At 65.1% G+C, this 22453-nt stretch carries 20 protein-coding genes and 1 pseudogene; 11 read left to right on the top strand and 10 right to left on the bottom strand.

All coding sequences use genetic code 11. The features are described from left to right. Nucleotides 1–145 precede the first annotated feature (145 nt). A complete protein-coding gene (locus AC1DXI_RS11115) occupies nucleotides 146–1552 on the top strand; it encodes an MFS transporter (RefSeq protein WP_476938657.1) in 1407 nt (468 codons plus the stop codon). Here the strand turns inward: AC1DXI_RS11115 and AC1DXI_RS11110 are convergent. Next, a complete protein-coding gene (locus AC1DXI_RS11110; RefSeq protein WP_476938656.1) occupies nucleotides 1549–2205 on the bottom strand; it encodes a GntR family transcriptional regulator in 657 nt (218 codons plus the stop codon). The genes AC1DXI_RS11115 and AC1DXI_RS11110 overlap by 4 nt on opposite strands. 32 nt (nucleotides 2206–2237) lie before the next feature. Between AC1DXI_RS11110 and AC1DXI_RS11105 the strand changes: the two genes are divergently transcribed. Then, nucleotides 2238–3032, top strand: coding sequence for a carbon-nitrogen hydrolase family protein (locus AC1DXI_RS11105; RefSeq protein WP_476938655.1), 795 nt, complete (start codon nucleotides 2238–2240; stop codon nucleotides 3030–3032). Nucleotides 3033–3138: 106 nt separating this feature from the next. Here the strand turns inward: AC1DXI_RS11105 and AC1DXI_RS11100 are convergent, their stop codons facing one another. From AC1DXI_RS11100 to AC1DXI_RS11075, 6 genes are all read right to left on the bottom strand, one after another. Next, nucleotides 3139–4146, bottom strand: a complete 1008-nt coding sequence (locus AC1DXI_RS11100; protein ID WP_476938654.1) for a DUF6454 family protein — start codon at nucleotides 4144–4146, stop codon at nucleotides 3139–3141. Nucleotides 4147–4312: 166 nt separating this feature from the next. Further along, nucleotides 4313–5854: a glycoside hydrolase family 32 protein gene (locus tag AC1DXI_RS11095; protein ID WP_476938653.1), complete on the bottom strand. Its 1542-nt coding sequence runs from the start codon at nucleotides 5852–5854 to the stop codon at nucleotides 4313–4315. Nucleotides 5855–5890: 36 nt separating this feature from the next. Continuing rightward, entirely contained in the window at nucleotides 5891–6778 is an 888-nt protein-coding gene (locus AC1DXI_RS11090; protein ID WP_476938652.1) for a carbohydrate ABC transporter permease, read from the bottom strand. Nucleotide 6779: 1 nt separating this feature from the next. Beyond that, entirely contained in the window at nucleotides 6780–7739 is a 960-nt protein-coding gene (locus AC1DXI_RS11085; RefSeq protein WP_476938651.1) for a carbohydrate ABC transporter permease, read from the bottom strand. A gap of 84 nt (nucleotides 7740–7823) precedes the next feature. Then, on the bottom strand, nucleotides 7824–9119 hold the full coding sequence (locus AC1DXI_RS11080; RefSeq protein WP_476938650.1) for a sugar ABC transporter substrate-binding protein: 1296 nt from the start codon (nucleotides 9117–9119) through the stop codon (nucleotides 7824–7826). A 160-nt stretch (nucleotides 9120–9279) separates the two neighbouring features. Continuing rightward, the gene (locus tag AC1DXI_RS11075; RefSeq protein WP_476938649.1) at nucleotides 9280–10302 is read right to left on the bottom strand and encodes a LacI family DNA-binding transcriptional regulator; all 1023 of its coding nucleotides are present in this window, start codon (nucleotides 10300–10302) and stop codon (nucleotides 9280–9282) included. A gap of 226 nt (nucleotides 10303–10528) precedes the next feature. Between AC1DXI_RS11075 and AC1DXI_RS11070 the strand changes: the two genes are divergently transcribed. The 3 genes from AC1DXI_RS11070 to AC1DXI_RS11060 all read left to right on the top strand — a co-directional run bounded on the left by AC1DXI_RS11070 (nucleotide 10529) and on the right by AC1DXI_RS11060 (nucleotide 14171). Continuing rightward, entirely contained in the window at nucleotides 10529–11305 is a 777-nt protein-coding gene (locus tag AC1DXI_RS11070) for an electron transfer flavoprotein subunit beta/FixA family protein (RefSeq protein WP_476938648.1), read from the top strand. An 11-nt stretch (nucleotides 11306–11316) separates the two neighbouring features. Then, nucleotides 11317–12300: an electron transfer flavoprotein subunit alpha/FixB family protein gene (locus AC1DXI_RS11065; RefSeq protein ID WP_476938647.1), complete on the top strand. Its 984-nt coding sequence runs from the start codon at nucleotides 11317–11319 to the stop codon at nucleotides 12298–12300. 731 nt (nucleotides 12301–13031) lie between these two features. Next, nucleotides 13032–14171 carry a cytochrome b/b6 domain-containing protein gene (locus AC1DXI_RS11060; protein WP_476938646.1) on the top strand — a complete coding sequence of 380 codons (1140 nt, stop codon included), beginning with the start codon at nucleotides 13032–13034 and terminating at the stop codon, nucleotides 14169–14171. Nucleotides 14172–14187: 16 nt separating this feature from the next. On the opposite strand, the gene AC1DXI_RS11055 is transcribed toward AC1DXI_RS11060, so the two are convergent. Together AC1DXI_RS11055 and AC1DXI_RS11050 are read right to left on the bottom strand one after the other, a co-directional pair. After that, on the bottom strand, nucleotides 14188–14856 hold the full coding sequence (locus AC1DXI_RS11055; RefSeq protein WP_476938645.1) for an alpha/beta fold hydrolase: 669 nt from the start codon (nucleotides 14854–14856) through the stop codon (nucleotides 14188–14190). Between the two features lie 102 nt (nucleotides 14857–14958). Beyond that, nucleotides 14959–15576: a TetR family transcriptional regulator gene (locus AC1DXI_RS11050; RefSeq protein WP_476938644.1), complete on the bottom strand. Its 618-nt coding sequence runs from the start codon at nucleotides 15574–15576 to the stop codon at nucleotides 14959–14961. Between the two features lie 83 nt (nucleotides 15577–15659). Between AC1DXI_RS11050 and AC1DXI_RS11045 the strand changes: the two genes are divergently transcribed. Together AC1DXI_RS11045 and AC1DXI_RS11040 are read left to right on the top strand one after the other, a co-directional pair. After that, nucleotides 15660–16439 carry an SDR family NAD(P)-dependent oxidoreductase gene (locus AC1DXI_RS11045; RefSeq protein ID WP_476938837.1) on the top strand — a complete coding sequence of 260 codons (780 nt, stop codon included), beginning with the start codon at nucleotides 15660–15662 and terminating at the stop codon, nucleotides 16437–16439. Nucleotides 16440–16512: 73 nt separating this feature from the next. After that, nucleotides 16513–16692 (top strand): annotated as a pseudogene (locus tag AC1DXI_RS11040) (ABC transporter ATP-binding protein); the annotation flags it as partial. 29 nt (nucleotides 16693–16721) lie between these two features. Here AC1DXI_RS11040 and AC1DXI_RS11035 read toward each other — a convergent pair. Further along, nucleotides 16722–17477: a DeoR/GlpR family DNA-binding transcription regulator gene (locus AC1DXI_RS11035; protein ID WP_476938643.1), complete on the bottom strand. Its 756-nt coding sequence runs from the start codon at nucleotides 17475–17477 to the stop codon at nucleotides 16722–16724. Nucleotides 17478–17668: 191 nt separating this feature from the next. Between AC1DXI_RS11035 and AC1DXI_RS11030 the strand changes: the two genes are divergently transcribed. Genes AC1DXI_RS11030 through AC1DXI_RS11015 form a run of 4 tightly spaced genes read left to right on the top strand, consistent with a single transcriptional unit; the run spans nucleotide 17669 to nucleotide 22405 of the window. Further along, complete coding sequence (locus AC1DXI_RS11030; protein ID WP_476938642.1) at nucleotides 17669–18709, top strand: substrate-binding domain-containing protein; 1041 nt, start codon at nucleotides 17669–17671, stop codon at nucleotides 18707–18709. A gap of 59 nt (nucleotides 18710–18768) precedes the next feature. Beyond that, on the top strand, nucleotides 18769–20283 hold the full coding sequence (locus AC1DXI_RS11025; protein WP_476938641.1) for a sugar ABC transporter ATP-binding protein: 1515 nt from the start codon (nucleotides 18769–18771) through the stop codon (nucleotides 20281–20283). After that, nucleotides 20280–21335 carry an ABC transporter permease gene (locus AC1DXI_RS11020; RefSeq protein WP_476938640.1) on the top strand — a complete coding sequence of 352 codons (1056 nt, stop codon included), beginning with the start codon at nucleotides 20280–20282 and terminating at the stop codon, nucleotides 21333–21335. Before AC1DXI_RS11025 ends, AC1DXI_RS11020 begins: the two co-directional genes overlap by 4 nt. Next, nucleotides 21332–22405 (top strand): ABC transporter permease, encoded by a 1074-nt coding sequence (locus AC1DXI_RS11015; RefSeq protein WP_476938639.1) that lies wholly within the window; start codon nucleotides 21332–21334, stop codon nucleotides 22403–22405. The genes AC1DXI_RS11020 and AC1DXI_RS11015 overlap by 4 nt, the downstream gene beginning before the upstream one ends. The last annotated feature ends 48 nt before the right edge of the window (nucleotides 22406–22453 follow it).

Genomic DNA, 22453 nt, shown 5'->3' with positions numbered 1-22453 from the left:
AGTACATCCTTCGTGTGGTGGATCTGGGGAAAATTTACAAACCGGAAACCGTAAACGGTGGCCGATGTACATCCAGTATGCGTAATGTATACATTTAACGCCAGCGTGACAGGCGTCACCCGCAAAGATCTCGTGGAGGAACAATATGGCCAACGCCCCCGTACAGGCACCCGGCGCGGCAGCGCGCCCGGATGCGCCGATCCGGCCCCAAGGCCTATACAAGGCCTTTGCCGCCAGCCTCACCGGCACGGCGCTCGAATGGTACGACTTCGCGGTCTACTCGGCCGCGGCCGCCGTCGTTTTCCCGATCGTTTTCTTCCCGTCGTCGGATCCCATGACGGGGACGATCCTGGCGTTCTCGACCTACGCCGTGGGCTACATCTCCCGCCCCGTGGGTGGAATTGTCTTCGGCCGTCTCGGCGACCGCATCGGACGCAAGAAAGTCCTTGTCGCGACCCTGATGATCATCGGCGTCGCCACCGTCCTGATCGGCGTGCTGCCGGGCTACGCCACCATCGGCATCGCGGCCCCGATCATCCTGGTGCTGCTCCGCTTCGCACAGGGCGTGGGCGTCGGCGGCGAATGGGGCGGGGCCGTCCTGCTCTCCAGCGAATACGGCGACCCGCATCGCCGCGGTTTCTGGGCGTCTGCCGCCCAGGTGGGTCCGCCCGCCGGCAACCTGCTGGCCAACGGCGCCCTCGCCGTCCTGACCCTGGCGCTCACCGAGGAACAGTTCCTCAGCTTTGGCTGGCGCCTCGCATTCCTGCTGTCGGCGCTGCTCGTGGGCTTCGGCCTGTGGATCCGCCTCAAGCTTGAGGACACCCCGGTCTTCAAGGCCATCGAAGCGCACGGCCAGCAGCCTGATGCCCCCATCCGGGAGGTCTTCAGCACGGAGCTGCGCCCGCTGATCGCCGCCGTCCTGTGCCGCGTGGGACCCGACGTCCTCTACGCGCTGTTCACCGTCTTCACCCTCACCTACGGCATCCAGGTCCTCGGCTACCAGCGGAACCAGGTGCTCACCGCGGTCCTTATCGGATCCGCCTTCCAGCTGTTCATGATTCCCCTGGCCGGCGCGGTCTCGGACCGGATCAACCGCCGGCTGGTCTATGGCACCGCCGCCGTGGTGGGGGCCGTGTGGACCTTCGTATTCTTCGGGATCCTGGGCGGCAAGAACGAGCCCATGCTGATCATCGGCATCGTGTTCGGCCTGATGGCGCACTCGTTCATGTACGGCCCGCAGGCGGCCTTCATTGTGGAGCAGTTCTCGCCCCGGCTGCGCTCCACCGGCAGCTCGCTGGCCTACACCTTCGCCGGTGTGATCGGCGGCGCCATCGCCCCGCTGATGTTCACCCTGCTGCTGGCCCAGTTCGGCACCTGGGTGCCGGTGGCGATCTACGTCGCCGTCGCCGCCGTCGTAACGCTGATCGGGCTGGCCCTGGGCCGGAACTCCAACACCACCGAAGACGACGACTACAAGCTGCTCCTCGAAGGCGCCACCGGCGAACGCCCGGCCGCCGTCGTTGGTGGAGACAAGATCAGTGCCAACAGCTAACTGCGGAGCAGGATGTCCCGCGTGACAGCCAGATGATGTTCGATTGCCTGCTCCGCTCTCGCGGCGTCGCCGGACACCAGGGCATCCAGGATGCCCTGGTGTTCGGCGCAGACGTCGTGGCGGCGCCCGGTTGTACCGAACAAGGCGGAGATTCCTACCAGGATCTGCCGGACGTGAAGCTTGCTGTACGTCCGGGAGATCAGCGCATTGCCCGCGGCGTCGATTAGCTGCTGGTGGAACAGCGTGTCCAGCCGGATGAACTCCCTGGCGGACTCGGGTGCGAGGGTGTCCGGCAGGGCAACCTGAAGGGCCAGGGTCTCCTGCATCTGCGCGGCCGGCACCCGTCCCTCGGCAATGACCAGCCGGGCCGCGTGGCGCTCAAGGACGCCGCGGAGCTCCATCAGTTCGGAGACCTCGCGGCCGGTGACCAGCGGCACGTAGGCCCCGCGCTGGGGGATCAGCTCCACCAGGCCGTCGGCGACCAGCAACAGCAGCGCCTCGCGCACCGGCGTGCGGGAGACCCCGATGTCCGCCGCGAGTTCCTGTTCGTTGAGGAACTTGCCCTGCACGTCCGGGTCGGTCAGAACGTTCTCACGCAAATACGCGTAGGCCTTTTCCCGGCCTGAAGCGGCCGGCCCCGAAATTTTTCGCATACATTATGTATACAACACACTGGAGTAAACCCATGCGCATAGCAGTCGCCCAAATCATCACCGGCGCCGATCCGGCGGCCAACCTTGAGCTGATCCGAGACTACGCCACCCGTGCCCAGGCCGCGGGCGCCGATCTTGTCGTGTTCCCGGAAGCCGCCATGCGGGCCTTCGGGAATCCCCTGGCCGACATTGCCGAGCCGCTCGATGGCCCGTGGGCCGCCGCCGTCCGTGGAATCGCCGCGGAGCTGGGCCTCACGATTGTGGCCGGTATGTTCACCCCGGGGCGGGACGGCCGGGTGCGGAACACCTTGCTGGTGACCGGCCCGGGCACCGACACCTCCTACGACAAGATCCACCTCTTTGACGCCTTCGGGTTCGCGGAGTCGGATTCGGTCGACGCCGGCACGTCCCCCGTGACGTTCGAGGTGAACGGGACGGTCATCGGCCTGGCCACCTGCTACGACGTGCGCTTCCCCGCCCTGTTCAGCGCCAACGCCAGGGCCGGGGCGCAGATCAACATCGTCTGCGCGTCCTGGGGATCCGGTGAAGGAAAGGCGGAGCAGTGGGATCTCCTGGTCCGCGCCCGCGCAGTGGACAGCACCACCTTCGTGGTGGCGTGCGGGCAGGGAGATCCCTCCAGCATCGGCCAGGAGCCGGCGGGTTCAGCCCCCACCGGGATCGGCCACAGCGCCGTGGTGTCACCCCTCGGCACGCCACTCGTCACCCTCGGCCGCGAACCGGAACTGGTGATGATCGACGTCGACCCTTCCGAAGTAGCGGCTGTCCGCGCCAAACTGCCGGTGCTGGCCAACGCGCGGGCCCTGTAGCCGGGTTCCCGGAACGGCGGTGTCCGGGGTGCACGGCAGCTGACTGAGAAGGCCACCACGAGGGGAGCCCCGGGGCTCCCCTCGTGGCGCCTGCGGCAGGCCGGCGTTACTTGGCGGGCGTGACCGTTGCCTCGTAGGTGAGGATTTCGGTGCCGTTGCCTTCCTCACCGTTGTCGGGGGCCACCTTCATGGTGAGGTGCCCGCCGTCGGCCGTCATTTTGAACGGGTTGCGCGTGGCCACATGGCCTGCGGTGGACCACTGCTGGAACGGGACATCGCGGATTACGCTGCGGGATTTGAGGTCAATCATCGCCATGCCGCCGAGTTCGTAGGTGGCGCCGGTGCCGCCGGCCGCCGGGGTCTGCGGGAGGTTGGTGATCCCGCTGCAGAGCATCTTGGAGTTGGGCACGTACTGGCAGTCCTGGTAGTCGATAAAGTAGTTCGGGTTCTGCCAGGTCGAGAGCTGCTTGCCCTGCAGGTCCCATTCGGCGAAGCGGCGCGAGCCCCAGGTGTTGCCGACCAGGTGGCCGGTCTGCTTGTCCATCACGATGCCGCCGAAGTGGTCCTTCACCTCGAACTGTTTATCCACGTCCAGGGTGGTCGCGTCGACTCGGTAGATGATGGCGCTGCTGTCCGGCCGGTACTGGGCCACGGGGATCCAGACGTTGGTGCCGTCGAAGTCGATGCCGCCGGGGTGGTACATGTCGCCCTCTCCCAGGACGATGTCCTTTTGCAGGGCGCCGGCCTTGTCCATGACGAACAGGTGGCCGACGCCCTTGCCGGGGGTGCGGTCGAAGCCGTTTTGCGGGGTCGGGAACTTCACGGTCGGTTCGATGATCTGAACGGCCGAGAGGAAGATGTGGTCCTGGCTGTAGGCGATTCCCTCCGTGTGGTACGTCGGGAAGTTCAGCTTCAGCTTGGACGTCTGCTGCCAGTTCGTGTTCCGGTCCACGCCGTTGAAGGCGTCGGCCAGAGCCGTGTTCCTGTCACCGTGGTTGCCGGCACCGGTGGGGTTGTCTGCGGCCTGGGCGGCCGCGGTGATGCCGATTGCCGACGCGGCCAGGACGATTGCTGCGGCGGCCGTGAGGATGCCTCGGGTGTGAGTCGTGCTCATTCGGGAGCCTCTCAAAGGTTGGATCTCAACAAGAGATCGCCACGTTACTTCCCGGTAATTAATCCCCGATACTGGCAGATGAACGGCAGATGGCCGGCAGCGGTCCGGCGGACCGGCTTCGTTTCAACGCGGATCTGCTCCCCCCGGTTTGGACCCTTCCAGCCGGTCAGGCGAGGACGGCCAGGCCCGCCAGGGTGCCGCCCTCGCCCTCGGCCAGCAGCCCGACGGCGGTGCAGGAGTTCGCGGGAAAGACCAGATCGGTGATGGTTGCCAGGCCGTCCTGCGCGAAGACCTCCACCGAGCAGCGGTCCAGGAACACCCGGAGCCTGAGCCGGCCGTCCTCCAAAGACACGGAAACGCGCTCCACTGACGGGAACGACTCGTGGAACCCCACATTGCCGGATTCGGTCCGGTCCAGGCTGAGCTCCGCCGTGCGGCAGTCGTAGGCCAGGACAGTGCGCGCCCCGACTCCGGGCCCGGACCTGGAGCCGGATTCCCCGCCCGGTTCGCTGCCGGCCCGGAGCACGAGGCCTACCCTGCCGGCGGCGCCGGGCTCGAATTCCGCATCGATTCGCAGCACGTCACCGCAGGCCTCGGCCGGAAGCCAGGTCACCCCGTCCGCCAACGGCTGCCGGTCCAGCGCGAACACCTCTGCACCCTGGCTGTGGAACGGGTCCACCGCTTCCTGCACCAGCACCGGGCGCCCGCCGCGGGACACCAGCCTGACCTCACGGACGAGGGACATCGCGCTGCGCCAGCCGTCCGAGGGCGTTGAGGCGGCGTACTGCCAGTTGTTCATCCAGCCGATCATGAGCCTCCGTCCGTCCGGGGCGTTGCTGAAGGACACGGCCGCGTAGTAGTCCCGGCCCCAGTCGAGCCAGCCGTAGTCGGCCATCCGGCTGTCGTCGGCCTGCACGCCGTCGGTGATCGTGCTTTCGGAACGGAACGTCACGCCGTCGAAAGTTCCGATGAAGTACTGGCCGCCCGAGCCGCCGGCGATGCCGCCGGGGCTCAGGTTGACCACCAGGACCCACCGGGTGTTGGAGGCATCGCCGTCCACCGGCAGTTCGAACAGGTCCGGGCATTCCCACACCCCTCCCGTGGCGTTCGCCGGGCCGAAGGTGCTCAGGTACTCCCAGGTCAGCAGGTCCGCCGACTTGTAGAGCACCACCTCGTGGTGGACCGCCTCGACGGCGACCATCACCCAGTAGCTGCCGGCGGCGCCGTCGTGCCAAAAGACCTTGGGGTCGCGGAAGTCCGCGGAGGCCCGGTCCAGTACCGGGTTCCCGGCGTACTTGGTCCAGGTGGCGCCGTCGTCCGTGCTGTAGGCGAGGGACTGCGCCTGCCGTCCGGCGAGTGGCGATGCGGGCGAGTACGCGCTGGTGTAGATGGCCACCAGCGGGGGCACGCCTCCGACGCCGAAGCTGCTGGTGTTGTGGACATCGACCACTGCGGAGCCGGAGAAGATGGCCTCCTGCTCATCGCACGCGATGGCAACGGGTTGTTCGTCCCAGTGCTGCAGGTCGGTGGAGGTGGCGTGGCCCCAGGACATGTTGCCCCACTCCTCGCCGTGCGGGTTGTGCTGGTAGAAGAGGTGGTAGGTGCCGTTGGCGTAGACCAGACCGTTGGGGTCGTTGAGCCAGTTGCGCTCCGCCGAGTAGTGCCACTTTGGCCGGTACTGGCAGTCGAGTTCGGTGAGTGTTTTCATGAGGGTTCTTTGTAGGCTTTCGCGTGAGGAGGCTGGTCAGCCCTTGACGCCGCTGGAGGCGATGCTGTTGATGAAGGATCGCTGGAACGCGACGAACAGGACCACCACGGGAATGGTGATGAGGGACGCGTAAGCCATCACCTCGCCCCAGGAGACGTTGAGCTGGAAGAAGTACTGGATGCCGATCATCACCGGGCGGAGCTCCTCGGACTGGACCACCATGAGCGGCCAGAGGTAGGAGTTCCAGGCGGGCAGGAAGGTCAGGATGGCCACGGTGGCGGTGGCCGGTCCCGCGAGCGGCATGACCACCTTGCGGTAGATGGTGAACCAGCCGGCGCCGTCGATCCGGGCGGCCTCGTCCAGTTCCTTCGGGATGGACTCGAAGTACTGGTGGAACAGGTAGATGGAGAACGCGTTGGCGATGAACGGGATGATCTGGACCTGGTAGGTGTCCAGCCAGCCCTTCGAGATCTCCAGGCTGAACCCGTTGAGCTCAAAGTACGGCAGCTGGTTGACCCACCACACCAGCGGCAGCGCCAGCGTCTGGAAGGGCACGATGAGGGTGGCGAGGATCGCGGTGAACACCACGCGCTTGCCGCGAACCTCCATACGGGACAGGGCAAACGCGCAGAGGCTGTTGATGAAGATGCCGAGCACCACCGTGACGGCGGAAATGCCGATGGAGTTGATCAGGAAGCGGGCGGCCGGGACCCGGTCGAACACGGCCGCGTAGTTGTCCAGTGAAATGTTGCCGATCGGCAGGAACGCAGCCACCGAGGACATGTCGCCGAAGATCTGCTGGTCCGGCTTGAGCGAGGACACCATCATGAACACGATGGGGAAGGCGGCGACGGCGGCGAACAGGAGGCGGACCGCCGTGGTCGCGGCGCTGCCGAGACCCTTGGAATTGAGTGTCTGTTTCACGTCAGTCCTTCTCTCGGGTCAAGTAGCGCTGCACTGCAGAGATCAGCAGCACGAGCACGAAGAACACGAGCGAGATGGCCGAGGCGTAGGAGGTCTCCTGCTGCTTGAAGCCGGAGCGCACCGCCTCGTAGATGATGGTGGTGGTGGAATCGAGGGGCCCGCCCTGGGTCATGACGCTGACCTGGTCGAAGAGCCCGAGCGCCTGGATCGTGATGGTTACCAGGACCAGGGTGCGGGTGTGGGTGAGGCCGGGCCAGGTCACGTAGCGGAACTGGTGCCAGCGGCTGGCCCCGTCGAGCTGGGCGGCCTCGTACAGTTCCCCGGAGATGCTTTGCAGGCCTGCGAGCCAGATGATCATGTGGAACCCTGCGGCCTGCCAGATGGACAGGGCGATGATGGCCGGCATGGCGGTGGCGGGATCGTTGAGCCAGTCCGGGCCGCTGATGAGGCCGAAACTGGCCGCCGACAGCAACTCGTTGATCAGGCCGTCCTTGCGGTACATGAACATCCACAGCAGGGACACCACCACCATGGACGTCACCACGGGAAGGAAGTAGATGGTGCGGAAGAAGTTCACGCCGCGGAACTTCTTGTTGATCAGGAGTGCCATGGCCAGGGCGAGTCCGGACTGGACGGGCACGACCACGACGGCGAAGTAGCTGACGTTCAGCAGCGAGCGCCAGAACACCGGATCCGCGAAGAGTCGCGCGAAGTTGTCTGTGCCGACGAACTCGACGGGCCGCGGGGAAACAAGCCGGGCGTTGGTAAACGCCAGCCCGAAGCCCAGGATTGCCGGGAGGAAGACGAAGGCGAGCAGGAGGACCGCGGCCGGGGCGATCATTCCCCAGCCGCTGATCTGTTCGCGCAGGTGGCGTGGGCGGCGGCGCGGTTTGCTGGGCGGTGCGGCCGGGGCCGGATCCGCCAGACGGCGGCCGGGGGAGGGGAGCTGGGTGGTTGTCATGGGTTTCTCCGTCGACAGTCAGGGCCGGAGGTACGACGACGGCGGCGGTTGCGCACCGCCGTCGTCGTACCGCTCGGCAGCCGGCTAGTTTTTGTAGCCGCCGTTGGACTTGATGTTGGCGTCGATGGCCTTGACCGACTTGTCCAGCGCCGTCTTGGGGTCGGCGCCGGCGAGGATGTCCTGAACCGCCTTGCCGTATTCGGTGGCGATGAAGGGATAGGCCGGGGTTTCAGGACGCATCACCGCGGAGTTGCGGGAAAGTTCCATGAAGATCCGGTTTGCGCCGCCCTTGGCGTACGCGGGGATCAGCGCGGCGGCTTCGTCGGTGGCCGGGATCGTGCCCGTTGCCTTCGCCACCGCGGCCAGGTTTTCCGGCTTCAGTGAATAGGAGAGGTAATCCATGGCTGCCGCGGAGTTGTTGCAGCCGCTGGTCACGCCCCACTGCCAGGAGGCGCCGCCGATCTTGGGGCCGTTGCCGAGGTCCACGGACGGCATGACCACGAGGTCCTTACCCACCGCTGCGCGTGCCTTGTCCGCGGCCCAGGAGCCGGTGTAGAGAAGGCCGCTCTTGTTGTTGAGGAAGTCCTGGGTGGAGTCCTTGCCGCTCTTCTTCGCCATGAAGCCCTGGTCGGCAAGGCCGCGGAACCACTGGGCCCATTCGATGGCCTTGTCGCCATTGAGGACGCCGTCTGCCGACTGGAACCCGTCGCGGTTGATCAGGTCCCCGCCGAAGGACTGCAGGAACGGCGAGTAGGCGTAGGGCAGCCACTCGCCGGTTCCGGCGGTACCCATGTCCAGCGGGTATTCCCACTTGCCCAGGGCCTTGAGTTTGGTCAGCGCGTCCTGGAACTCGTCCTTGGTCCACGGCTTCTCCACAGTGGCGACGCGGACGCCAGCTGCCTTGAGGTCGGAGGCGCGGGCGAGCATCGCCAGTGCGACGTCATAGGTGCCCACGGCGTAGGTCTCACCCTCCCACTTGGCCACCGTGCTCGGCAGATTCTTGGACACGTCGGCGTCGAGCTTCAGGGGTGTCAGATACTTCGCCCAGGCCCAGTTGGGAACATTGGGGCCATCGATGTCAACAATGCAGGGGAGCTTCCCGGCGGCCGCGGCCGCGACCACGGAGTCGTTGTAGGAGTCCTGCGGGAACGCCTGGACCTTGATCTTGGCCTTGGCGCCGGCGCTCTTGTTGTAGGAGTCGACGATGTTTTCGACCGCCTTGAGTTCGTCGGCATTGCCCGCGTTGTGGGTCCACATGGTGATCTCGTTGGAGCCGGCGGACGGGGCCGAGGCGCTGCCCTTGCCGCAGGCGCCCAGGGAGCCGACAAGTGCCGCCGCAGCTACACTGGTGGCGAGGATCCGGGTGAATCGCTTGTTCATGATGGTCAATCTTTCTGCTGAATGTGGGCGTGGGAGATTGCCCCGGGTCCTTCGGGACGCGGCCGGTGCAACGGCTGCGTCCCTTCTTTTGCGGCCCCGGGCAGTGGAGCTGTGGAGCGGTGGAACGATGTGGTGATGCCGGCTTGGTGCCGGCAAACAGCTAACGTGGCGGCGGGCCGAGGGACCCCCGCTCAATCAGGGGGCAGTCCAGTTGCGTCTGGACTGCGCGTGCGCCGGGATTTTCGATGTCGTCCAGGATTCGGTGGACCGCCCAACTGCCCATTTCGTAGTGGGGAAGGGCGACGGTGGTGAGCCCCGGCCACAGGGCGTCTGCGATGATTTCGAGATTGTCGATCCCCACAATGGACACGTCCTCCGGAATGCGCAGCCCCAATGCGGTGGCCGCCTGGTAGGCGCCCATGGCAACCCTGTCACTGAAGCAGAACAGGGCTGTGGGGCGGTCGGGCTGACCGAGCAGGCCCAGCGCGGCCTCGCGGCCTCCCGCGGTTTCGGGCTGGGCGATCACGAGGTGGCGGGGGTCGTGCTGCAGGCCGTGCCGCCGGAGGGTGTTGAGGAAGCCCTCCCTGCGGCCGTGCGTGGCGGGGATGTCGTCGATGTTGTTGATCATCCCGATCCGGGTGTGGCCCGCCTGGATGATTGCTTCAACGGCCGTTTCGGCGGCGCCCACCTCGTCGGGGATAACCGAGGAAATGGACGTGTCGTCGGTGACGGAATCCAGCAGCACGGTGGGGAGGCCCTCCAGTTCCGCGGGGACCTGCACGCTTTGGTGGTACATCCTGGCGTAGACCACCCCGTCCACCTGGTGCTGCCGCAGCATGTTGATTTCACGGTTTTCCAGCTCGCTGTCCAGGCCCGAGTTGACCACCATCACCACGTAGCCGCGGTCGTAGGCGGCGTCCTGCGCCCCGCGGATCATGGCCCCTGCAAAGGGGGTGGTGGTGATTTCGTCACTGACCAGGCCAAGGATCTGGGAGCGCTGGTTGCGCAGTCCGCTGGCCATCTTGTTCGGGGCATACCCAAGATCCCTGGCCACGTCCCGGACGAGTTGCTGCGTGGCGGCCTTCACCCGGAAGCTCGTGGCGTCGTTGAGGGCATGCGACACCGTGGTGACGGAGACTCCCGCGGCCTTGGCCACGTCGCGTATTCCCACTCTTGTCGTCATTGACTTCCCTTTGCAAAACGTTTTGTATCTGGTGTGAGACACGTTACACAAAACGTTTTGCAGTTGTCAACGGAACGTCCAGCTTTACGGCGCTGCCGGTCCCAAGACGACGCACTTCACTTCACGACACGGGCTCTGTCAACCAGAAGGGGCCCTAGTTTCGTAGACTCGATGGGTTCGACATTGTCTCCGCTCCAGGGACAAGCCGCCACAGGAAGAGCCATCGATGAAGATTATCGTCCTAGTAAAGGAGGTCCCCGACACGTACGGGGACCGAAAACTGAACCTTGAAACGGGCCTCGCCGATCGAGGAGCCAGCGAGGCAGTCATTGATGAGATCGGTGAGCGGGCCCTGGAGCTGGCACTGACGTACGCCGACGCGAACGAGGGCACTGAGGTCGCAATCCTTTCCCTCGCCCCCGAGAGTGCAACGGCAACAATTCGCAAGGGGCTCGCGATGGGCGCGGGAAGCGCCACCCATGTCTGTGACGAGGCGCTCCGGGGTGCGGACCTGGGACTTACCGCTGAAACCCTCGCCGCAGCGATCCACCGCAGTGGGTTTGACCTGGTGATTACCGGCAACGTCTCCACCGACGGATCCGGCGGCATGATTCCCGCGATGCTTGCCGAATTGCTTGACGTACCGCATGCCACCGGCCTCAGCTCCGTCGAGATCAGCGACGGCGCGGTGTCGGGTTCCAGGGCCGTTGACACTGGCGTGCAGAAGGTCTCAGCGAACCTGCCCGCGGTGATTTCCATTACCGAGGCACTTCCGGAGGCGCGCTTCCCGAACTTCAAGGGCATTATGGCCGCGAAGAAGAAGCCCCTTGAGGTCCTGACCCTCGCGGACCTCGGGATCACGGCCGACAACCCGGAGGCGGCGCGTTCGATCATGCTGACCGTTGCGGAGAGGCCCCCGCGCGCGGCGGGCGTGAAGATCATCGACGAGGGTGATGCCGGCGAAAAGCTCGCTGAGTTCCTGATCGAAAACCGACTGGCCTAAGGATCAACGACATGACTGAATTCCCTCGTGACGCAATCCTCGTCGTCGTCGAAACCCGGGCATCCGGTGAACTCGAGCAGGCCGCGGCCGGGCTCTTCGGTGCCGCCGCTGCCGTTGGCACCCCGGTTGCATTGGTACTTGCCTCACCCGGCGCCGGGAGCGCCGCCGCCGCGGAGGCCGCGGACCTTGGTGCCGCGCACGCCCTCATCGCGGAGACTCCGGATCCTTCCGCGCTCGGGGTGCCGGGCGTTGACGCGCTTGCCGCCGCCGTGGAGCAGGTGCAGCCGGACGCGATCCTGATTTCGCATTCCCTGAACGGGCGCGACCTCGCCGGCCGTTACGCTGCCCGTTCGCGTGCGGCGATTTCTGCCGATGCGGTCGGTGTGTCCCGTGATGACGAGGGCGTCGTGGCACACCACTCCATCTACGGCGGCGCCTACAACGTGACGTCATCGTCCACGTTTGGGGCGCCGGTGATTACGGTCCGCCAGGGTTCCATCGAGGCGCGGGCCGAGGCTCAGCCGCAAGCGTCGGAGACCTTGGCCGTGACGAGCTCCGCGAAACCGGCCGCGCGGATCGACTCCTTCGAGGATGCGACTGCCGCCACCTCGCGGCCGGAGCTGCGTGGTGCCGCAAAGGTTGTCGCCGGTGGCCGTGGCCTCGGCTCGGAAGAACAGTTCGCACTCGTTGGACAGCTCGCCGATACCCTCGGTGCCGCCGTTGGTGCGTCGCGCGCCGCGGTGGATGCCGGCTACGTCCCCACAGCGCATCAGGTCGGCCAGACCGGAGTTTCCGTGTCACCGCAGCTGTATGTCGCGCTGGGCATTTCCGGCGCGATTCAGCACCGGGCCGGCATGCAGACCGCGAAGATGATCGTCGCCATCAACAAGGACGGCGACGCGCCGATCTTCGAGGTTGCGGACTACGGTGTGGTCGGCGACGTCTTCAAGGTTGTTCCCCAGCTCATTAGCGCACTTGAGGCCCGGAAGAAGTAGCGATGGCAACTCTGTCTCGGTCCATTCGGCGGGGCCTGCCGCGCGTCGAAGGTGGTGAACCCTGGCCTCCAGCAGGCCAGGCGCCCGCCCGCATAGTCACGGCAGAAGCGCCAGAAGCGCCAGAAGCGCCAGAAGCGCCAGAAGCGCCAGAAGCGCCAGAAGCGCCAGAAGCGGCAGAAGCGGCAGAAACAGCCGATATGGCGGTGTCTGTTTCCGGGACAGCGCCGGCCGCCGCCGGGCCAGTGGACGCCGGGCCGTCCGCCCCCGCTGCTGTCCAGGAAACGGTGCCGGCGGCGGCAGTGTCCGCGCCGGTCCCTGCAGTGAACCCAGGCGCTGCGGAGGCGCGGCAGCTTCGCCGCGGCCTGCCGCGCGTGCCGGGAGGCGAACCTTGGCCGCCCGCAGGCGAGGCTCCGATATCAAAGGCGGCTCTGTCCGGGGCTCCGGCCGCAGGCGCCACGGCGGCATCTGCCGTAGATGCAGCCGCAGATGCTGCCGTAGCTGTTGCTGCTGAGAAAGCAGCGGTGCCGGCAGCGGCGGTGACTTCAGCTGCTCCGGCAGCCGCGCCCGCCACACGGACGACGGGAACCACCTCGCTTCGTCGCGGGCTTCCCCGTGTCCCCGGCGGAGAACCCTGGCCGCCGGCTGGGCTTGCTCCGGTAGTCGCTGCCGCCCCTGCGGTGCAGGCAGGTCCCCAACATATTGCCGACGCCGCCCCTGCCCCGACTCCCAGCGTGGTGAAGGCCGACGCCGGGGCGGAGCCCTCGGCGTCGAGTGCACCCGCGGCCACCACCGCCCCGGCGCCGGTGGCACAGCCAGTCGTCCCGGCACCCGCGGCGCGGCCAGTCGTCCCGGCACCCGCGGCGCGGCCAGCCGCAGCGGCACCCGCGGCGCGGCCAGCCGCAGCGGCCCCGGCGCCGGTGGCACAGCCCGCCGCCGTCGAAAAGCCCGTGAAGCCAAAGGCTGAGGCAAGGCTCTACGGCTCACGTACCCTGGGCCAGTGGATCAAGCTCGTCGTGCTCTTCGCCGTCGGCGGAGTGGCCGCCGCAGCGATTCTTGTGCTCGCCGCGCGCGGCGTGACGACGCTGCCGGGCGTGCCCGAGTTCCTCGAGAGATACCCCGGCGCGTATGACCTGCCCGATACGGTAGAGCCCGGCTTCCCGTGGTGGGCGCAGTGGGCTCACTTCCTGAACATCTTCCTGATGGTGCTCATCATTCGCTCCGGCTATCAGGTGCGGACGCAGCAGAAGCCGCCGGCGTTTTGGACGCCAAAGCGCGGTGGCAAGAAGATCAGCATCAACCTGTGGCTGCACCAGACGTTGGACATTTTGTGGCTGGCCAACGGACTCATCTTCGTGGTGCTGCTGTTTGCCTCTGGCCGCTGGATGAGGATCGTGCCGAGCAGTTGGGAGGCTTTCCCGAACGCGCTCTCCGCGCTCCTGCAGTACATGACACTGGACTGGCCCGTTGAGTCCGGTTGGGTGAACTACAACAGCCTGCAGCAGATCATGTACTTCGTGGTGGTGTTCATCGCGGCCCCGGTCGCGGCGATCACGGGTGTGCGCATGAGCGAGTTCTGGCCGAAGAACGCGAAAACACTGAACAAGATCTACCCGTTGGAGGTTGCGCGCGCGGTGCACTTCCCGACCATGCTGTTTTTCGTGCTGTTCATCCTCATCCACGTGTTCCTCGTGTTCGCGACCGGTGCGCTGCGCAACCTGAACCACATGTTCAGCGGAACCGACGTGGTCAACTGGGTCGGGTTCTGGCTCTTCGCGGCCGCAATCGCCATCACGGCGGCCGGGTGGTACGCCGCCCGGCCGCTGGTGCTCGCGCCCATCGCGAAGCTGTTCGGCCAGGTGAGCAGCCGCTAGGCCGGAATTCCCACGTTCAGCGGCGCAGCAGGTAATCAGCCACACCGTCCGGGTTTGCCAGGGCGAGGAGATGGCCGCCGGGCAGGACGTCGGGCTCCATGCCGAGGCGTTCGCGGGCGACCCGTTGTTGGAAGTCCAGTGGAAAGAAGCGGTCTCCCTTTCCGGCCACGACGCGGGTCGGGATCCGGGGCCAGGCCGTGAAGGTGCAGGCCGATTCAAAGACCGCGTCTGCTTCGGGGCGTTGGTGCGGTTCGCCTTCCGCGGCGACTTCCGGCGGCACGTCGTGCAGGAAGTAGGTGTCCGTGTCGAACTCGGCACTGTACCCGTGGGCCTGGGCCGCGCTTTGCTGCGCCGCAGCCCAGCCCGTGTTGTCCCACCATGCACCGGCGGTCTCGCCCGGTACAGGGATCATCGCATTCACCAGGACAAGCCCGGCGACGGGGGCTTTTTCGCACACGAGCGGGGCGGTGAAGCCACCCAGCGACTGCGCAACGAGCACCACGTCCTGGCGTCCACCGATGGCCTCAAGAACCAGACGCGCGTACTCGGGCAATCCGGCGCTTTCATCGTCGCCGGGCAGATCGACCGAGACGGCCTCGTGGCCGGCCCCCTGCAGCAACGGAACGACGCGGCTCCAGTACCAGGCCGTACCGCCCGCTCCGGGGATCAGGACGAAGGTACTCACCGCAGCACCAGCCAAACCACGACGGCGGGACCCCGGTTCCGGACCGGCAGGCGGCGGCCGTTGGGCCGGCTTCGTTTCAACACGGAGCTCATCTCCCCATTGTCACCCCGCCCGCGTCGACTCGGGCACCCGCAGCACCCCCACCGCCGCCACCAAATACGGCACCGGATTCGGGTCCGTCCCGGCGGCCCACTGCATCCACGCCTCGAACGTCGCGCCGATCAACGCGGCACACAGATACCCGGCCACGTCCTCGGGGACGCCGGCGGACATCAGGTACGCCCGGGTCCGCTCGCGCTGCGGCGCCAGGGATTCGTAGCTGCGGCTGGCCAGTTCGGGGTGTTCGGCGATCAGTCGCAGCCGGCCGCGCGTGACCGCGAGGTCGGGCAGAACGGCAACCCCGGCGACCGCCGCATCGCGCAGCCGGGCCAGGACGCCGCCGTCGGCCAAGCCGGCAGTGCTGGCGGAGTCCAGCACCCGGCCCGACGCTTCGACCACCGGTTCCATGCCGCCCCAGACGAGCTCGGCCTTGCTGGCGAAGTAGCGGTACAGACTCTTGCGCCCGATCCCCGCCTCGCGCGCGATGTCCTCCATTGAGGTCTGCTCGTAGCCGCGCTCGGCGAACAGCCGCAGCGCAATGACGGCCACGGCGTCGGGATCAATCGTCACCGGGCGCCCGGTGGAGCGCGGGACGGCGGTGGTCACAGCATCCGAAGGCATCCCACCAGTATTCACCCTTACATAATGACACAGAGTGTCATAAGGTGGACCGCATCACCGTCAGCAACGTCTGGAAGGACATCATGGGCAACGAAGCTTCATGGCAGGAAGCCACCACCACCGGCCGGTTCGCCGGCAAGACCGTCATCGTCACCGGCGCGGCCTCCGGCATCGGCCAGGCCACCGCGCTGCGGATTGCCAAGGAAGGCGGCCGCGTCATCGCCGCCGACATCAGCAAGGAACGCCTGGATGATCTGGTGGCCGAGAACGCCGGGCTGGACCTGGTCCCCGTCGCCGGCGACATCTCCACCGAAGAGACCGTGGCCGCCGTCGTCGCTGCCGCCGGCGGACGCATCGACGCCCTGGCGAACGTTGCCGGCATCATGGACAACTTCGCCCCGATCCACGAGGTGGACGACGACMYCTGGGACCGCGTSTTCCGGATCRACGTCACSGCCCTCATGCGCCTCACCCGCGCCGTGGTGCCGCTGATGCTGGACGCCGGCACAGGCTCCGTGGTCAACGTCGCCTCCGAGGCCGGCCTGCGCGGTTCCGCCGCCGGCGCCGCGTACACCGCGTCCAAGCACGCCGTCGTCGGCCTGACCAAGAACTCGGCCGTGATGTACGGGCCGAAGGGCCTGCGCTTCAACGCCGTCGCCCCCGGCCCCACCATCACCAACATCGTGGCCACCTGGGGATCCCGGCTCGCGGCCGAACGCCTCGGCCCGCTGATGCAGGCCACCGTCCCCACGCCCGCCACGGCCGCGCAGCTCGCCGCGTCCATCACGTTCCTGCTCAGCGACGACGGCACCAACGTCAACGGYGCCATCCTCGCCTCCGACGGCGGYTGGTCGGCCCTGTAGGGGCGGCACTAAACGCAAGCGGACGACGGCGGGAGGCACCGCCGTCGTCCACTTGGGGTGAACTTAGTTGACGCGCAACGAACAGTGGTTGCGAATGGGCCTTGTGCTGCACGTTTACTGGCTGCTCGGCGGGACCATCCGGGACAACATTGCTTACGGCCGGCCTGCCCCTTCGGAAGCCGAGATATTGGAGGCCGCCCGTGCGACGTGCGTGGACCGGTTTGTCCGGTCCCTGCCGGAGGGCTACGACACTGCGGACCTCAGGCGGTACTCCGAAAGTCCTTACGCACCATTTAGCAAGTTGGGCGCTAAGGGCGCCCGAATAAGCGGAATCGGCCAACGCGCGGCCCTGATCGGGTCGATCCCCTCGTCGGTGATCCCTGCAGTGAAGTCTTCGAACCCGAAGACTTTGAAGAGTGCTTCGCGGCCGAATTTCGAGCTGTCTGCGACGAAAAAAGCTTCGCCTGTCACGGAGCGCATCTTGCGTTTGAGCTCGATCGAATAGCTCGAGCTGGCGTAGATTCCGTCGTCCATCACAGCGCCCGCTCCAAAAACGGCTACGTTTACCCGCATGTTTTCGAGTTGCTGCAATGACGCCGGCCCCCACATGGACGTGGTGCCAGGAAGGAGTTCACCGCCAATGAACACCAGGTTGATGCGAGGTTTGCGCGAAATCTCGATGCCAACCAGCAGGTCGTGGGTAACCACTGTCAGCCGCGAGTGGTTGAGGTGCTTTGCCACTTCCAGGCAGGTTGTCCCGCTGTCCAAGAGCACCGTCTGGTTTTCTAGAATCCTGTCAGCGGTGGCGGCGCCGATCGCCTCCTTTTCGCGTGACTGAAGTTCGGCTGCGCGGGTGGGGGCGGCGGGTTCCGCCGGCGCGGCACCGCCGTGGGTGCGCCGGATCTTTTTCTCCTCGGCGAGACGCTCCAGATCCCGCCGAATTGTGGATGCATCCACTGCATACTTCCGGGCAAGCGTGTTGACGCTCTGAAAGCCGTGCTCCTCTATCAGCTCGACGATCTCCTGGCGGCGCGACATCGGGCCCCTTTCTTAGGTATGTGCTAAAGGTTAGACGGATGCACGATTTCGCGCAATGTTCGCGCGTATATTGGCAAAATTGCGCGAATCCCTCGACACCTGCGCGAAAATGACTTAGCGTATGCACAGATCGGAGAAACCGATGCGCGGATTCAGGCATCCGCATTGCGTGATCACAAAGGAGTGAATTGATGAAGCTTTTGCGTACATCAGCTTTTTTTGCCGCAGGACTCTCAGCTGTTCTCATGACGGGGTGCGGGTCAGTCAATGACGGTGCCGCCGCCACAGCCGCACCGGCCGCGGATAGCAAAGCATCAGACATGACCATGGTGACCGTGGTGAAGCTCAAGGGCATCGCGTGGTTCGACCGCATGGACGAAGGTGTGCAGGCATATGGCAAGCGCACCGGCATCGACACCCGCACCGAAGGCGGCGATGACGTCAGCCCCGAAAAGCAGATCAAGATCATCCAGGACCTCGTGGCACAGAAGCCGACAGCCATCACTGTTGTGCCGAACTCGCCGGAGGCCGTTGCCAACGTTCTTGCCCAGGCCAAGGCCAAGGGAATCATCACGGTGGCGCATGAGGCTACTGGAATTAAGAACGTCGATATCGACATCGAAGCCTTCGACAACAAGGTCTACGGCCAGAAGATCATGAAGAGCTTGGGTACGTGCATGGAGGGCAAGGGCGACTACGTTCAGTTCGTTGGTGGCCTCACGGCTAAGACGCACATGGAGTGGGTCGGCGCCGCTTACGACTACCAGGGGTCGAATTTCCCGAACATGAAGCGCGTCGAGGATCCGATCGAAAGCACGGACAACGAGGCTGCGGCTTACCAAAAGGCCAAGGAGATCCTCGCCAAGCACCCGAATATCAAGGGATTTGAAGGTTCCGCAGGCAACGACGTACCCGGAATCGCACGTGCTGTCGAGGAAGCCGGAAAAGCCAAGGACATCTGCGTTATGGGAACCTCGATTCCCTCCGCGGCGAGCAAGTACCTCGCCACCGGCGGCATCGACAAGATCTTCTTCTGGGATCCGGCGCTGGCTGGAGAGGCTCAGCTGGAGATCGCCCGCATTCTTGCCACCGGTGGCAAGGTCGAAGCCGGCACCGATCTGGGCATCAAGGGCTATAACAGCCTGAAGAAGCTCGATGGCTACGACAACGTCTTCCTGGGCGACGCGTCGATCGAAGCGGATGCTGAATCCGCCAAGCAGTACAACTTCTGATAGTCCGGGGCGTGGGGCGGACATCATGGTGCCCCACGCCCTCCAGAAAGGGTTCCGATATGACAAGTACTGCCCTCGATGGGCCGCCCTCGCCTGTGCTGGAGGTGCGGCACATTGTCAAGACATTTGGCGGGGTCGCCGCATTGAGCGACGTCTCGCTGGAACTGCTGTCCGGCGAAGTGCTCTGCCTCGCAGGCGAGAACGGATGCGGGAAGTCCACGCTGATCAAGATCATCTCCGGTGCCGAGACGCCGGACTCCGGCGAGATCATCGTAGCCGGCACCACCTATTCTTCGATGGACCCAACCACGGCCATCAAGGGCGGGATCCAGGTCATCTATCAGGACTTCTCATTGTTCCCGAATCTCACCGTTGCCGAGAACATTGTGCTGACCTCCGCAGTGGCAAGCCGCCGTCGACTCCACAGTGCTCGGCGCTCACGTCCGGCAGCGCAGGCCATCGTCGACGATCTGGGCTTGAATCTTGACCTCGACGCCGACGTGGAGAAGCTCTCAGTCGCCGACAAGCAACTGACCGCGATCTGCCGCGCACTCGTCAGCGATGCCCGAGTGCTGATCATGGACGAGCCCACGACGGCGCTGACGCACTCCGAGGTAGACAGGCTCTTCGTAATCGTAGAGCGATTGCGTTCCAAGGGCGTGGCGCTCATTTTCGTTTCTCACAAGCTGGATGAGGTCCTAAAGATCTCACAGCGGGTTGCGATCCTGCGTTCCGGCCGGAACGTTGTCACGAGCTCTGCATCAACTTTGGATCCTGCAACCATCGCCCTCCACATGACAGGGCGCGAACTCGATGAAACGCGCCACGTTAGCCAGCTGGATCCGGGATCGGACGTTGTCCTGGAAATCGAGGGGCTCGGACTGCGGGGGGCTTACAGGGACGTCTCATTTAGCCTTCGCCGCGGCGAGATCCTTGGCGTGACCGGCCTCCTCGGCTCGGGACGTACCGAAATCGCTGAATCACTTTTCGGAGCGGTACCGCATGACTCCGGCACCGTAAAAATCAACGGCAAAGAGGTGCGCATCCGCTCCATCCAGGACGCAATCGAGGCGGGCATCGGATATGTACCCGAAGACCGCCTGACTCAAGGCCTCTTCATGGATAAGTCGATTGCCGACAACATAATCGCCGGCTCCCCGGCTGAGCACACGACGCGCATGGGAACTCTGGACCTTCGCGCAGTAAAGCAGACTATCCAACGCCTCTTCGACCGGCTGCGTGTCAAAGCTCCAAACGTTCAATCCCCGGTCCGAACCCTCTCCGGCGGAAACGCGCAACGCGTAGTGCTGGCAAAATGGCTGGCGCGCCGGCCGCGCATCCTTATGCTGAACGGTCCGACTGTTGGCGTTGACATTGGATCAAAGGCCGAGATCCTCAGTATTCTCCGCGCCGAAGCAGCCGACGGCATGGGCATCATCGTCATTTCAGATGACGCGCCTGAGCTGGTGGCCTGCTGCCATCGCGTGCTTGTGGTCCGTCACGGCAGGGTTGTTGAAGTCCTCGAAGGCAATGATGTTGCCGTGGACATTATCCGAGAGAAGGTAGCTGCATGAGCGGCACCAGGCTGGATACTCCGGCGCGGCTCCGGCTCCTTCGCGGCCCGAACAACGAAGGCGTCCTCGCCGTCGTCCTTCTGGCCCTCGTTGTGGCCATGTCTGTCGCCAATCCCGTGTTCTTCACACTGCCGACGGCTTTCAGCATCCTTCGCAGCTCGATCGTGCCGCTGATCTTTGCCCTCGGTGTCCTGATGGTGATCATTTCCGGCGGCATTGACGTCTCATTTGCCGCTATTGCCGTTTTTGCGGCATACACCACGGTGCGGGCACTCGAGACCGGAATGCCGGATTTCGGGCTTGTCGGAGTTTTCGTTCTCGCACTGCTGATCGGTGCGTCGCTGGGTGCCATCAACGGCTTCCTAATAGCGAAGTTCAGGTTGCCGACGCTCATCGTCACGCTTGGTACCCAGGGCATCTTCAAGGGTGTGCTGTTGACCTACGTCGGCTCACGCTACATCGCGGACCTGCCGGAGTCGATGGCCCAGATCTCCACATCGAACCTCTTCGAAGTCGATACATCCAGCGGAAGCGCCTATCTACACGTCATGGTGGTCCCTGCCGTGCTTCTGGCAATGGGCCTCGCATGGGTTCTCAGGAGCACGATGTTCGGGCGAAGCATCTTCGCCATCGGCGGGGACGTTGAGGCCGCCCGCCGTGCCGGAATCCGGGTGGTTCGCACACAGATGATCGTCTACGTCCTTGCGGGAACCATGGCAGCGGCGGGCGGATTGATCTACGTCATCATGGGCCGCAGCGCCAGCCCACAAATCCTCGTCGGCAGCGAACTGGACATCATTGCCGCAGTTGTACTCGGCGGAGCGTCGATCTTCGGCGGCCGGGGCTCAGTTCTCGGGACCACGTTGGGCGTCCTGCTGGTCCAGGTGATCTACAACAGTCTCATCCTGGCAGGGGTCCCCAGCGCATGGCAGCGGACCGCCGTGGGCGTTCTCCTGCTTGTGGGTGTGGGCATTCAGGCCCTGGCCTCCCGCCGGACAACCCCATCCCGCATCCTCGATGAGGTCCCCCAAAAGCAGGAGGTTGCAGCATGAAGAACGCAGATCCCGAAGTGAAGCCCCTGGGCCGCCTTAACGACTCAGTCGACTCTGCCTGGACCCGCCTGCTGGGAAGCCTGAACCTGCAAGGCGGCGTCAAGCGGATGCTGGTTCTGGTGCTCATTGCGTTTGCCATCTTCGCAGTGCTAAAGCCGTCCGTCTTCCTCAGTGGCACCAATCTGCGTAACCTCGCACTGAATTCACCCGAAATCGGGGTGCTCGCGATTGCCATGATGCTTGCGATGCTCACCGGAGGGATCGACCTGTCGCTTGTGGCGACGGCCAACCTCGCGGCCATCACCATGTCGACGATCTATACAGCCGTTTCAGCCAGCAATCCGGCCCTTGCTGAGCAGTTGTTTCCGCTTATTGTCCTCGCCGGTATCGCCGTCGGCGCGGCGGCCGGTTGCATCAACGGACTGCTGATCTCCGTTGTGGGGATCACCCCGATTCTCGCGACCCTCGGCACCCTGCAGATCTTCAATGGGATTGCTGTGGCCTGGACCGGCGGTAAGACTTTGGACGGGACGCCGGCCGCACTGACAGCCATTGGAGCGTCGACGCTGGGCGGGATTCCTACCCTGTTTTTCGTGTTCATCCTTCTGGCTGTTGCAATTGGCGTCATCATCAATCGCACCCCCCTCGGGCTAAGAATTCAGCTCCAGGGCGCGAACCCGACGGCGGCACTTTACTCAGGCATCGGTAGGCAGAAGACCCTCATGAGCACGTACGTTCTGACGGGTCTGCTCAGCGGCATCGCCGGCGTGTTCTTCATCGCCCGCAACCCCACCGCCTCAGCCGATTACGGCGCTTCCTACGTACTTCTGGTCATCGTGATCGCCGTTCTCGGTGGAACAAACCCGAACGGCGGGTTCGCGACCGTCTTCGGCGTCGTACTGGCAACGCTAACCCTGCAGATTGTTTCCAGCGGATTCACCGCGCTAAGGCTCTCCTCCTACCAGTACGCGATCGCCCAGGGCGTCATCCTTGTGGCGGCCATGGCTTTTGAACAAGTCCGCTGGCGCAGGCGCCGGCGCCAGCCACAACCTGCAGTCCAGCCCGCATAGTCCCCCGGCCCGCGGCCGCCAATTGGGCCCACGCCGCTGTCCGCATCA

This window comes from Arthrobacter sp. P1_H7 (assembly GCF_056405215.1).
This window is presented reverse-complemented; position numbering and strand designations above follow the sequence as displayed.